This is a genomic window from Acinetobacter sp. Ac_3412, from assembly GCF_013072675.1.
In the GTDB taxonomy this organism is placed as follows: Bacteria; Pseudomonadota; Gammaproteobacteria; order Pseudomonadales; family Moraxellaceae; genus Acinetobacter; species Acinetobacter higginsii.
In genome coordinates, this window is sequence record NZ_LXUJ01000008.1 from 154,577 (window position 1) to 168,644 (window position 14,068).

Below are 14,068 nucleotides of genomic sequence, written 5' to 3' on the forward strand. Positions count from 1 at the left end.
TTTGTGCGACAACGGTCTCAGTCCACTCACCGCCATTTTTAGACACTTGATAGATAACCGCTGTTCCTTGCTCTTGCCCTGTCAAGCGCAGATCAAACGTATTATTTTGTGTAATATAATCCGTATCCGAATGACCACTATCAACAAAATGAGTAAAAGCCAGATGCCCTGCAACAGGTGGGGTTGTATCAGGGGCAGTGATCAGAGTAGCTGTACTTTCATTACCAGCTTGATCTTTAGCAGTCACATAAAGCTGTTCACCATTGGTCAAAGCATGAGCTAAAGTCAGACTAAATTTACCATCAGCTCCCACTTTCGTTTCCGCCAACGCTTTACCAGTCACATCTTTCACAATAACCGCACTGCCAATTTCAGCTTGACCGGTTATGGTTTTTCCATCCTGTTGTGCAGTAAAACTACCTTGAGGTGATACAGGTGCTGTAGTATCAGGTGCCGTGATTAGACTAGCTGTACTTTCATTGCCAGCTTGATCTTTAGCAGTCACATAAAGCTGTTCACCATTGGTCAAAGCATGGACCAAAGTCAGACTAAATTTACCATCAGCTCCCACTATCGTTTCCGCCAACGCTTTACCAGTTACATCTTTCACAATAACCGTACTGCCAATTTCAGCTTGGCCAGTTATGGTTTTTCCATCCTGTTGCTCAGTGAAGTTACCTTGAGGTGAAACAGGTGCTGTGGTATCAGGGGCTGGATCATTTTTTTTACTGCCACTACCGCCACCACTGGCAGCAGCGATTGCACCGACACCTGCTACACTTCCCACAACCCATGCCCAAGTCGGGATGCTCCCCACGGTGCTAGAAGCTGTCGTTGCAATTGAATGATTAGTCTCAACTGAACGATTAGTTGCAATCGCATTCGGGATCTCAGATATGGAACGAACAACCGAGCTATCAGAGGCTAAAACATCTGGTGGCACGCCATCCAAGACCAAATAATCGGAAATAGGTTGCTCTTCAACTTTAGTGTCGACAATTGCAGCCCATAAACTTTCTCCATCCTGTAACGGAAGCTGCAAAATATCCTGTACAAAGAATCCTTCTAGAATAACTTTTGTACCATCAACTAGATGCACAATTGCATCATTACCAATACGTGTAATTGAAGCGATTTGATCAACGTTAACCCCAGATTTTGCAAGCAAAGCTTGATTTAAAAGGATTGGTTTTGTTTGTCCTGCTATTCCGATCTCAGATGTGGCGGCTGTTTTATGATTATTTTTATTCAGTAAAAATACACGTTTCATTTTGACCCCTAACTGCCTACTGAAATCGCAAAAATGTTCAATATTTTATTTGCGATTTGCATATTTTATTAAAAAGCAAATCTTAGCAAAACTTAGGCAGTTACAACATATTACAAACTAAAATTTAGAAAGAAAACCTCAGCAGTTTTCAAAGTAATTTATATTTTTTAAGAAAGAATAAGCTCAATTATAAAATGTATTTTTTATTTTAAAATCCAAACTAACAAATTGATTAATAAAATATTAATCAAGATTTTAGCCATTAATCACATTTCAATTATCGCCGAACAAAACAAGTAAAGCTAAATTTATATAACCTATAACCATCATCTACTTAAGCACACAAGAATCTTTATAACTGGTTTATTTCAATGTGTGAAAGTTACCCAAGCTCTCATCAAACCAATAATGCTCAATCTTGCCATTATCCGAAATTACATTAAAACTATTGGTTAATCCAAAGCGTAATCGGTTTGAAGTCGCTGTGCCTGCATGGATATCTAAAATTGGATGATCAAATCCCAACTGAAAAATTTGATTTAAATCATGCACAGCAACTTTATGTAAATGTCCGTGCAATAAACCAAACAACCCTGTCTCTCCCCAGCGTTCTAAAGCAATTTTTCCAAGCACAGGACAATCTTTATCACCATGCTCATTTGGGAAGGTATAAAAAGGCTGATGGAAAACCACCAGTTTTATTTTATTCGCAGGCGCATGATTTAACTTTTCATAGGTTTCATGAATTTGATCCAGTGAAATATGTCCCCGCGTATGATAGCGCCGCCGAATACTGTTCATCCCGACTATATAAAAATGCTCTGTTTCTAAGGTTGTTTCTAAGCGGCCAAAAAAAGCCTGATAACGGACAAAGGGAGAAAAGAAGCGATTCCAGACATGATACAGCGGAATATCATGATTACCCGGAACAACAATATAAGGAAGGTTGAGAGAATCTAGAAATTGGCGACATGCATAAAACTGCTTAAAACGCGCACGCTGTGTGAGATCGCCACTGACGACAATAGCTTCAGGACGATGTTGTTGGCAAAATTGCTTGATTGCTTGAATGCAACCTTCACGTTCCGTTCCAAAATGTAGATCAGACAGGTGTAATAACATTCGGAACCATCACTTTTAACGCGGATTTTCTCACTGAAAATTTTAATGGGGTGTCCATCTCCATAAGCTCTCCATCTATTGCCACCGTTAATTTTGGCTTTTTACAATTGACCAGTATATGTTCGGCACAAAATGAATACACATCCGAAGCTTGATCAATTTTGCCCTGAACCAATTTCCATAACATTTTCATTAAGCTAAAACGATCACTTTTGGCAACAACAACCCCTGCTAACTTTCCATTAGCAGCACATTCTGCAATTCTTAATTTCATATCACTCAGTTGCAGTTGATTATTACCAAAAAAAACTAACGGTGTTGCAACAGGATAGCGCTGTTCATCAATGGTCACCGCAAGTTTTAAGGATTTATGTTCGCGCAGTAATACATCCAAACCCGATGTATAGGCATTTAGCGGAAAACGTCCAAGTCGTTGATTGTATAATTCACGCTTTTTTATAAATAAAGGGTACAGCCCTAAACTCGCATTATTGAGATAAATTTGATCATTGATTGCAGCAACGTGCACTGCTTGTATCCTGCCCGTTGCAATCACTTCTGCCGCTTGAGCCACATCAATCGGGATATTCAACGCCCGTGCAACATAATTAAACGTACCCAGCGGTATGATCCCCATCGGAATATCCGTATGGATTAACTGTTTTGCAACCGCATTTAAAGTTCCATCTCCCCCAGCCGCAACCACAACGCCACGTAATTCAGTCTGTTGATGCCTAGCCAAAACAGTTCTCATCATGTCATCAAAATTAACCTGCTGATTTAATTCAAAAACCTGAATTTCAAACCCATATTGTGTCCAATATGTCATAAGGCGCTCATATTCATCATCTTGCTGCGTAGCATGGAAACCTGATTTTTGATTATAAATAATAGATAAAGGCTGTAAATTTCGACTCATTCGCATCAACCTTAAGACTTTTGATAAGCCTATTTTTGTTTACAAAATCAACAAATAAAAGCAAGTTTATGTAAATTTTGAATGAACATTATTCATATAATCAATAACAATTCTCAAAAAATTAAAAATAAATTAAAATATTGATTAACAAAGAAATTTATAAAAAAAATATTACATATAAAAAAACAAAATAATAAAACATAGAATAATAAAATTATTAAAAAACAATATTATAATCACAAATCAACATTTCCCTCCTTCCACACCTACCTATTCTTTAGTCTTATATTTTTTATGATTTTATGCTTTAATACAGCCACTTTTTTTACTTCATCTGTCTCACTGCCATCCAGTGGATAGAATTTGTACGTCGTACACACTTTAAAAAGGCATCACCATGACCCAAGTGAACGCACCAGAATTCGTTCGTCACCCTAAGCTGATTGCATGGGTGGAAGAAATTGCAAAATTGACCAAACCAGCAAAAATCGAATGGTGTGACGGTAGCGAAGAAGAATATCAACGTCTCATGGACTTGATGATCGCTAACGGCACCATGCAAAAACTTAACCAAGAAAAACATCCTGGTTCTTATCTTGCAAATTCTGATCCTTCTGACGTTGCTCGTGTTGAAGACCGTACTTATATCTGCTCGCAAAATGAAGAAGATGCTGGCGCAACAAACAACTGGGTTGCTCCTGCAGAAATGCGCGAAAAATTAAATGGATTATTTGACGGTGCAATGGAAGGCCGTACCATGTATGTGGTTCCCTTCTCGATGGGTCCTTTAGGAAGCCACATTGCTCACATTGGTATCGAGTTAACAGATTCACCTTACGTTGCAGTCAGCATGACTAAAATGGCACGTATGGGTAAAGCAGTTTATGACGTGTTAGGTACAGATGGTGAGTTTATCCCATGCGTACACACTGTTGCTGCACCATTAAAAGATGGTCAAAAAGATGTTGCTTGGCCATGTAACAACGAAAAATATATCGTTCACTATCCAGAAACTCGTGAAATCTGGTCTTACGGTTCTGGTTACGGCGGTAATGCATTGCTTGGTAAAAAATGCCTAGCATTACGTATTGCTTCTGCAATGGGTCGCGAACAAGGTTGGTTAGCTGAACACATGCTAATTCTAGGTGTGACTAACCCACAAGGTGAAAAACACTACATCGCAGCAGCATTCCCTTCTGCATGTGGTAAAACAAACTTTGCAATGTTAATTCCACCAGCAGGTTATGAAGGCTGGAAGATTGAAACTGTAGGTGACGATATTGCTTGGATCAAACCAGGTGAAGATGGTCGCTTATATGCAATCAATCCAGAAGCTGGTTTCTTCGGTGTTGCGCCTGGTACAAATACCAAAACCAACCCGAACTGTATCGCAACCATGCATAAAGATGTGATTTACACCAACGTTGCAGTAACCAAAGATGGCGAAGTATGGTGGGAAGGTCTAACTAAAGAAGTTCCAGCAGACTTAATCACTTGGAAAGGTCAACCATACGTTGAAGGCGAAAAAGCAGCGCATCCAAACTCGCGCTTTACCGTTTCTGCGGGTCAATGCCCTTCGATTGACGCTGACTGGGAAAATCCAGCAGGCGTACCAATCTCTGCATTCATCTTCGGTGGTCGTCGTGCTGATACAGTGCCTTTAGTTTCTGAAGCATTTGACTGGGTTGATGGCGTTTATAAAGCAGCAACGATGGGCTCTGAAACAACTGCGGCAGCGGTTGGTCAACAAGGTATCGTTCGTCGTGACCCATTCGCAATGCTTCCATTTGCGGGTTATAACATGGCTGATTACTTCGGTCACTGGTTACAACTTGGTCAAGAAGTTGGTGCAAAAGCTGAAGCTGCTGGTAATAAACTACCAAAAATCTTCAATGTAAACTGGTTCCGTCGTGATGCTGAAGGCAACTTCGTATGGCCTGGTTTCGGTCAAAACATGCGTGTTCTTGAATGGATCATTGATCGTTGTGAAGGCCGCGCTGAAGCGACTGAAACACCAATCGGTTATGTTCCAACTTACGAACAATTGAACTGGAATGGTATTGATTTCTCTAAAGAGCAATTCAACACTGTTACAGCTCAAGATAAAGATCAATGGATCAAAGAACTTGAAAGCCACACTGAGTTATTCACTAAACTTGGTGCTCGCCTACCTCAAGCACTTAAAGATCGTCAAAATGAATTATTAGCAGCGGTTAAATCTGCTTAATCATCATTGACATAAAAAGGTCGCTACGGCGACCTTTTTTGTCATCTTACATTGCAAAACTATAATAAACTAACAGCCTCAAAAGTAATTTTCATCCATCGAAGATGAATAAATTAAGACTTTAATGTGCCAGCAAAAGTCAGTTAAAAAATATAAAGAGATCCGTATTTTATCGATTTAAACAGGAAAAGTTATGCAACAAGATATTACAATTGCACAAGATTTTTTAAAATTACTCCCAGACTCAGACACTGTTTTTGCAGCCAAAGACTCTTTTCTCGCAAAGCATTTACTCCCCCTCATTTCGATTGACCTTACCCAGATCAATCCTGAATGGCAAGGTTGGATTCATTTAGTCAATCCAATTGAGCCTTATGAATGCTACATCGGCTCAGAAACTGCTGAGTTTTATAACGAATTTGCGCATGAAAATTGGTTTATTTTACAGTTGGATGAGCAGTCTCAATATCATTGGCTGGCTGATCAACACTATTTTATTTTAGAAAATAAAAGCCATCCTTCATACACTGAGGTTTTGACTCACAGTCAAGAAATGCATGAAGACTTTAAACAGGTTAAACAACGCTTCTTAGAACAAAAAAGAGTGATTAGCACATCTGATGTCAATTATCAAAATGACAAGCCCACCATTTTACTCAATCAACTGGGTGGTGATGCTGAATATGGCAACTGGTGCTACCCGATTGAAGAACAACTTAAATTGGAAAATATGGAACAAGATGACCATTGTTTTGTACACATCTTTGACCAACAGCAACGACGTTATTATTTTATTGCCTCCGCATCCGGTTGGGAGTATTGCAATCATGGTGCCGACAATATCTTGATGTTTTACCAACCCGAAACTCGACGTGTCCTATTTACATTTGACTGGACATAACTGATCACAGGTCGCTACGGCGGCCTTTTTATTGCCCAATTTTCGAAAATTCCTATCAATCCTCCACCCCACACTAGGTATTCCCATTAAGCTTTGGACGAAATAAATTGCAAAGTTAACGAATATTAACAATAATTGTAATAATAATATTTCTCATTTACATGGTTGTAGACATGAGTTCTTCCACGCTGTTCAAACGCACTCCCCTTTTTTTAGCAATCTCCACATTAGTCAGTATCAGCTCATATAGCCATGCACTTGAGGAAGGATCACAACAACTCCCAACTATCAAAGTTCAAGCCTCGCAAGATAGCAATGCCAGTGAACAAACCAAAGCATATACCATTAAAAATAGTTCAAGCGCCACCAAACTCGATATTGAAGCCAAAGAAATCCCTCAGACTATCAATGTAGTGACACGCCAACAAATTGAAGATTTTGGCCTTACCAGTTCTAGAGATGTACTCAACAATACCCCCGGTGTGACCGTTAATTCACTTGAAACTGAACGCTCTGTGTATATGGCACGTGGTTTTGAAATTTCAAACATTCTGGTTGATGGAGTTGGTTTTCCATCAAGTGAATGGAATTATAACGATACCAATCCAGACAGCTACTTTTATGATCGCATTGAAGTCATTAAAGGTGCAGATGCACTGACCAATGCTTTTGGTGATCCAAGCGCAACCATTAACTATATCCGTAAACGTCCCACCAAAGAGTTTCAAGCCAATGCAGGCTTAAGCTATGGCTCATGGGATACACAACGTTATGAGGCAGATGCCTCGGGTAGCCTATCACCAAACGGTACTATTCGCGGCCGTGTTTCTGGTTTTCAACAAACAGGCGATTCCAACTTAGACCGCTATAGTTCTGAGAAAAATGGCATTGCAGGAATTTTAGAGGCTGATCTTGGAGACAATACCTTACTAACTATTGGTGCCAGCCAAGAAAAAAATAAGCCCAATGCCAATAACTGGGGGGCTTTACCACTGATGGATTCTACAGGTAAACAAATCAGCTATGATCGTTCGTATAATCCTAATCCAGATTGGACCTATTGGGACAATACTTCACGTAATGCGTTTTTTGAGTTAAAACAAAAATTATCAGAAACTTGGTCAGCCAACCTAAGCTACAACTACAATGAGAAGGATCGTAAAAGCCAACTGCTCTACTACTATGGCTATCCAAATGCTGATGGCTCAGGTATTTCCCTAACACCAAGCGGCTTTTTAGAAAATAATAAACTACATACAGCCGATTTAAATCTACAAGGCAAATTTGACCTGTTTAATCGTGAGCATGAAGCAATCATCGGCTATACCTTCTCAAATAGCCACCAAAATGACCATGCAAAAAATGGCACTTTGCACGACAGTAACATTAACTATGTGGATAATGTCCCTTATACAACAGATTGGTCAAGTTGGACCCCGAACAATGTTACTTGGTCTGATTTTTCTGAAACAGCCGACTATACACAGCGCAATCAATCCATTTATGCAGCGACACGCCTTCATTTAAATGAAGACCTAAAACTCACTTTAGGCGCAAACTACGTCAAAGCCAAAAGTGAAGGTACAAGTTACAATGCGCCCATGGTTTACGATGAAAGTAAAGTTTCCCCTTATGCAGGTATCACCTATAACTTCACACCTGAATATACGGGCTATATGAGCTATACCTCAATTTTCCGCCCACAAACTGCAGTCGATGAGAAAACAGGAAAAGTTGCAGATCCGATTAAAGGAAAAAGCTATGAAGTCGGATTTAAGAGTTCATGGTTAGACAATAAGCTAACTGGAACATTGGCGGTGTTTAGAACTGAAGAAAGTAATTACCCACTTCGCCCAACAGATAGCCACCCTTTGAATCGCACTTCTGCAATCAGTGATCTACGTTCACAAGGTGTAGAGGTCGGCTTAGCTGGACAATTAACTGATCAGGTCAATGTTTCTCTCGGCTATACCCAGTTTAGCCTGCAAGACCTAAAAAATGGCGGCGCTGCAAGAACCTACAATCCAACACAAAGCTTTAATCTATTGACGACCTATTCCCCTGTACAGCTGCCAAAACTGAAAGTGGGTGCAGGTCTAAAATGGCAAAGTAAAATCACCCGTTTTGACCCAAGCTATAGCACTTATCTCAAACAAAGTGATTATGCCTTGCTGAATTTGATGGCAAGTTATGACATTAGTCCAAATCTCAGTATTCAGGCCAATGCCAATAACGTAACGGATAAGAAATATTTAAACAGCTTTACCGATGGACAAGCCTTCTACGGAGCACCTGCAAATTACACCGTTGCATTCCGCTTCAAATACTAATGAAGACCCATAAAAAAGCCCCTTATCAAAGGGGCTTTTTTATTGAGAACTGTTAAGCAGCAACCGTGGTATTGGGTTTATTTGCTAAATACACATCTAAGCTTTCGATTTCAGTTGGTGTAAAATTGAGACCAAGCTTTGAACGTCTCCACAAAATATCTTGACTGGTCGTTACCCACTCAAAGCGGCATAAATAATCCACTTCTTTCGCATACAAACCTTGACCAAAATACTGACCTAACTGCTCAACCGAAGTAGCTTCACCTAAGATATTCCAAATACGTGAACCATAAGCAGATGCCCAACGTTTTGCCAACGCCTCAGATGCATCAGTGACTTGTGCACGAATCTCTTTCGCCAACTGTTCAGCTGTTGCCATATTTTCACCACCAGGCAAAGCTTCTGTCGCTGTCCAACTGCCTTTCATTTCTGGGAAAAATGCTTTGAGCTGCTGCATGGCAGATTCTGCTAACTTACGGTAAGTCGTTAACTTACCGCCAAACACAGACAATAATGGGGCTTGATCTTCCGATTCTTGCGATAAAGCCAAAGTATAATCACGAGTAATTGCAGATGGATTGTCTGATTCATCATCGCACAATGGACGCACACCTGCAAAAGTCGAAATAATATCGGCTTGTGTTAACTGATTTTTAAAGTGTCCATTGCTCACCTCAATCAAGTAATCAATTTCTTCTTGGGTGATTTTTACTTGCGTAGGATCACCTTGATACTCACGATCCGTGGTTCCAATCATGGTGTATTGGTCTAAGTATGGAATCGCGAATACAATACGACGGTCATCATTCTGCATGATAAAGGCTTTATCGCCTTCATAAAGCTTCGGCACAATGATATGACTACCTTGAATCAAACGAATACCATACGGCGATTTAAGCTGTAGATCTTGCTTAATGAATTGTGCCACCCAAGGGCCAGCAGCATTGACTAAAGCCTTGGCTTTAATCTGGAATTGGCCTTTTTCATTTTCCAAATCCACAACCCAATATTGCCCTTCACGTTGTGCTGATAGGCAACGGGTACGCGTCACAATATCCGCACCCTTCTCACGCGCATGCATGGCATTCAGCACTACCAGACGAGAGTCATCGACTGCACAGTCTGAATATTCAAAACCGCGAGTAATTGCAGCATTTAATGGACTGTCTTCTTTAAAATAAACGTTATTCGAACCCAATAACTTTTCACGTTTACCCAAGTGATCGTAAAAGAATAAACCTGTACGAATCAACCATGCTGGGCGCAGATGTGGGCGATGCGGCATGATAAAACGCATTGGACGGATAATGTGTGGTGCTTTTGCCAACAATACTTCACGTTCAGCCAGCGCTTCACGGACTAAGCGAAACTCTTTGTGTTCAAGATAACGTAAACCACCATGAATCAACTTACTGCTTGCAGAAGAGGTATGGCTGGCCAAATCATCTTTTTCACAGAGGAATACAGATAAACCACGACCTGAAGCATCCGCTGCAATACCAACACCGTTGATACCACCACCGATTACAGCAAGATCATAAATTTTGTCGTTTGACTGAGGAGAAGTTTGCATAAATCACCGCAAATTTTCATTATTGTTCAATAACGAACATTTAAACATGTAAAATGAAAACAAACAATAAAAAAACGTCAAAAAAATGCCAATTTATAGACATTTTTAGATAAATGGTCAAAATTGAAAATGAATCGATTAAAAAGAGGATCTTCTGGCAATACAAAGCCTGCTCATGGTTACAGCATTATTCTTATTTAAATATTCTTGAGCCAAATAATCTCAACTCAAGAAAAGTAACAATTTTTCGAAAATGAAGATTTACTGGGCAACAATCAAGCCAACATCTAAATCTCGAATAGTTTTCATAAATTCATCATTCGGCTGTTGATCGGTAAAAATACAATCAACTTGCTTGAGCGAGCCCAAACGAATCATCGCATTACGACCAAACTTACTGCTATCCGCAGCAAGCAACACTTGACGGGCACTGGATACAATTTCCTGAGAGACACATACTTCTTGGAAATCAAAATCCAGCAAGGTGCCATCTTCTTCAATACCACTAATGCCGACTAAAGCATAATCCGCCTTAAACTGCTTAAAGAAATCCGCAGTCGCCTGACCAATCACCCCACCATCAGGACGCACACGTCCACTGGCTATCAAGACCTCAAAGTCTTCTTTAGTACTCAGAATTTTGGCGACATTGAGATTATTTGTAATAATGCGCAAACCCGTATGGTTCAGCAATGCGTGGGCAATGGCTTCGGTGGTGGTCCCAATATTGATAAATAAAGAAGCATAATCAGGAACTGCAGCAGCCACGGCCGCTGCAATCCTTCTTTTTTCTTCCAACATATGACCAACACGCATGGTATATTCAGTGTTTTCCACACTTGAATCATGCGCCGCGCCGCCATGATAACGGCGAAGCAAACCCTCATCGGCCAATTGATTAATATCACGACGGATGGTTTGCGGGGTGACATCAAAATGCTGAGCAAGTTCTTCAATACTGATATAGCCACGCTCTCTCACTAATTCGAGGGTTTTCTGTTGGCGTAGTATCAAGCTCATGCTCATCCATCCTATGTTGTTTTAGTCATCTTAAATTGAGATTATTTTAGCTTAATCTTCCGCCCAATCACGAGTACGTCCGACTGCTTTTAACCAACCTTTATACAGTTTTTCAGTCACATCCTGACTGCACTCTGGGGTAAAGGTATTTTCGATGGTCATTCTACTCTTCAATTCATTTAAATCCGACCAGAAACCGACTGCGAGACCTGCTAAAAATGCTGCGCCCATCCCTGTGGTTTCTTTCATTGCCGGACGTTCTACTGAAGTCCCCATGATATCGGCTTGGAATTGCATCAAGAAATTATTGGCAGTTACACCACCATCGACACGCAAGGTACGCAATTTCTCACCTGAATCTTGCTGCATGGCATCCAATACATCACGGGTTTGGTAAGCAATCGACTCCAATGTGGCGCGAATAATATGTTCGATACTTACACCCCGGGTAATCCCCAAGATCGCACCACGTGCTGTTGGATCCCAATATGGTGCACCTAAACCTGTAAATGCCGGCACCACATAGACACCATTACTGTCTTTTACCTTGGTTGCATAGTATTCGGAATCATGCGAATCATTGATCGCCTTAAGTTCGTCACGCAACCATTGCACACATGAACCACCATTGAACACCGCACCTTCCAGTGCATAGTTCACTTCACCACGCGGACCACATGCAATTGTCGTTAATAAACCATGATTAGATTGTACAATGCGTTTGCCCGTATTCATGAGCAAGAAGCAACCTGTACCATAAGTATTTTTTGCCTGACCCGCTTCAACACACATTTGTCCAAACAATGCAGCCTGTTGATCCCCTGCAATACCTGCAATTGGAATCCCAATTTCTTGACCACTAATGGTATGTGTATAACCGTAGACTTCAGAAGAACCACGAACTTCGGGCAACATCGCTTTAGGAATATTTAACGCTTCAAGCAGTTTATCGTCCCATTCAAGCGTTTCGATGTTGAATAACATGGTGCGAGATGCATTGGTATAGTCAGTCACATGCACTTGGCCATTGGTCAATTTCCACAGCAACCATGTATCGATGGTACCAAATAAAAGCTCGCCACGTTCTGCACGTTCACGACTGCCTTCAACACGATCAAGAATCCACTTAATTTTAGTCGCAGAGAAATACGGATCAAGCACCAAACCAGTCACTTTATGAACGTAATCCTGCCAACCATCTTGACGCAGTTGATTACAAATTTCATTGCTTTGACGGCTTTGCCATACAATTGCATTGTAAATAGGTTTGCCGGTCTGCTTATCCCAAATGACAGTGGTTTCACGCTGATTGGTGATCCCAATCGCTGCAATTTGCTCGCTAGAAATACTTGCTTGCGCTAAAGCTTCAACCCATACCGCACTTTGCGTTGCCCAGATTTCCATTGGATCATGCTCAACCCAACCTGGTTGTGGGTAAATTTGCGTAAATTCACGCTGAGCAATACTGATGACATTCGCATCGTGATCCAATACGATCGCACGTGAACTGGTTGTACCTTGGTCAAATGCAACCACGTATTTCTTTTGACTATCTGTAGAGATCATGACATACCTATCCAGACTTGCTTATGTATAGTGCAATAAATTAAATGCCCGTTAAAAAACGGGCTCAAATACTACAAAAAAGCAATGACTTCTGTATTAAATAAAAAACTTGGCAGATTATATGCAAAATTGTTCGAAAACGAAAATTCTTTCTTTATATTTGAAGCTAAAAAACGATGAATAGTCTGTGTTTTAAAGATTCCTCACAATAAAAAACTTATTTTATGCGATACTAAAACCAGAAATAACAGGATCATTGATATGAAAAAAACCAATTTATTGTTAATTATGAGCGGTGCTCTTGTTCTTGCAGCCTGTCAAAGTAGTCCACATCAATACAATGGCACAACGGGTTATCAAATTGAAAATAAAACGGCCACTTCTGCGACTGTTGCCTATACCCTCGCGGCACGTAGCAATAGCGATCTAGATGAGAAAAAATTACAACATGCCTGCAAGCAAATTTTAGGTGCAGATAAAACCTATAAACTTGCAGTATTGAGTGTCAATGAAATCGTCAATCCAACCCAACAAGAGCAATATGGCGTAAAAATTGGTAATAGCCGCGCAACATTTGGCTTATCTAATTCGCCAGATTTGAATAATAGCGAAGGCTATGCAACCCGTCAGGCACTTGAAACACGTCCAAGCACACTCAAAGTGGTTCGCTATACCTGTTCTTAATTTTATGACTTGATCAATAAAAATGGATGTATTCCATCATTGAGAATACATCCAACTCAGTCTACCCTTTCAATACGTCATGAATCGAAAGATCTTTATCAAACACCGATTTTGCAAATGGGCATAAAGGAATGACTTTCACCTGACGTTCACGCACAAAAGCGATCAACTCCTTTAACAACTTATGTCCTACACCCTGCCCACGAAATTGATCACTTACATCGGTATGGTCAATAATAAGCATGCTATCTCCTGCCCAAGTGTATGCCATCTCACCCGCGAGCACCTCGCCTTCGAACAGCTTAAATGCACCATGTTTCCCATCATCAATCTGCTGAATACTCATACACGTTCCTTTTTTAAAGATTCTGCTATATAACAGCCCAAAGGCCATCTGTTTATTTCATTTCAATGTTTTAGCATGCGTGGTGAGGCAATAGTGTTGAGATTTGATAA

The 14,068-nt window shown here is 40.4% G+C and carries 11 protein-coding genes; 4 read left to right on the forward strand and 7 right to left on the reverse strand.

The genetic code is table 11. From position 1 onward, the window contains the following. The 3 genes from A7P54_RS18980 to A7P54_RS08210 all read right to left on the reverse strand — a co-directional run. Positions 1–1,270 (reverse strand): Ig-like domain-containing protein (locus A7P54_RS18980; RefSeq protein WP_252728604.1); only part of this gene is annotated, 1,270 nt, incomplete at its 3' end. A gap of 363 nt (positions 1,271–1,633) precedes the next feature. After that, on the reverse strand, positions 1,634–2,392 hold the full coding sequence (locus A7P54_RS08205; protein WP_171549278.1) for a metallophosphoesterase: 759 nt from the start codon (positions 2,390–2,392) through the stop codon (positions 1,634–1,636). Beyond that, positions 2,373–3,311 carry a diacylglycerol kinase family protein gene (locus A7P54_RS08210; protein ID WP_171549279.1) on the reverse strand — a complete coding sequence of 313 codons (939 nt, stop codon included), beginning with the start codon at positions 3,309–3,311 and terminating at the stop codon, positions 2,373–2,375. The genes A7P54_RS08205 and A7P54_RS08210 overlap by 20 nt, the downstream gene beginning before the upstream one ends. 397 nt (positions 3,312–3,708) lie before the next feature. Between A7P54_RS08210 and A7P54_RS08215 the strand changes: the two genes are divergently transcribed. The 3 genes from A7P54_RS08215 (at position 3,709) to A7P54_RS08225 (ending at position 8,769) form a co-directional block, all read left to right on the forward strand. Further along, positions 3,709–5,538, forward strand: coding sequence for a phosphoenolpyruvate carboxykinase (GTP) (locus A7P54_RS08215; protein ID WP_004801473.1), 1,830 nt, complete (start codon positions 3,709–3,711; stop codon positions 5,536–5,538). A gap of 193 nt (positions 5,539–5,731) precedes the next feature. Beyond that, complete coding sequence (locus tag A7P54_RS08220) at positions 5,732–6,439, forward strand: hypothetical protein (protein WP_004801475.1); 708 nt, start codon at positions 5,732–5,734, stop codon at positions 6,437–6,439. Between the two features lie 161 nt (positions 6,440–6,600). After that, the gene (locus A7P54_RS08225) at positions 6,601–8,769 is read left to right on the forward strand and encodes a TonB-dependent siderophore receptor (RefSeq protein WP_171549280.1); all 2,169 of its coding nucleotides are present in this window, start codon (positions 6,601–6,603) and stop codon (positions 8,767–8,769) included. A gap of 52 nt (positions 8,770–8,821) precedes the next feature. On the opposite strand, the gene glpD is transcribed toward A7P54_RS08225, so the two are convergent. From glpD to glpK, 3 genes are all read right to left on the reverse strand, one after another. Further along, entirely contained in the window at positions 8,822–10,342 is a 1,521-nt protein-coding gene (glpD, locus tag A7P54_RS08230; protein WP_171549281.1) for a glycerol-3-phosphate dehydrogenase, read from the reverse strand. Positions 10,343–10,603: 261 nt separating this feature from the next. Further along, positions 10,604–11,362 (reverse strand): DeoR family transcriptional regulator, encoded by a 759-nt coding sequence (locus A7P54_RS08235; RefSeq protein WP_171549282.1) that lies wholly within the window; start codon positions 11,360–11,362, stop codon positions 10,604–10,606. A 51-nt stretch (positions 11,363–11,413) separates the two neighbouring features. After that, a complete protein-coding gene (gene glpK, locus A7P54_RS08240; RefSeq protein WP_171549283.1) occupies positions 11,414–12,928 on the reverse strand; it encodes a glycerol kinase GlpK in 1,515 nt (504 codons plus the stop codon). 261 nt (positions 12,929–13,189) lie between these two features. Between glpK and A7P54_RS08245 the strand changes: the two genes are divergently transcribed. Continuing rightward, complete coding sequence (locus A7P54_RS08245) at positions 13,190–13,612, forward strand: hypothetical protein (protein WP_004801483.1); 423 nt, start codon at positions 13,190–13,192, stop codon at positions 13,610–13,612. 61 nt (positions 13,613–13,673) lie between these two features. Here the strand turns inward: A7P54_RS08245 and A7P54_RS08250 are convergent, their stop codons facing one another. Further along, positions 13,674–13,958, reverse strand: coding sequence for a GNAT family N-acetyltransferase (locus A7P54_RS08250; RefSeq protein WP_005322836.1), 285 nt, complete (start codon positions 13,956–13,958; stop codon positions 13,674–13,676). Positions 13,959–14,068: the final 110 nt, after the last annotated feature.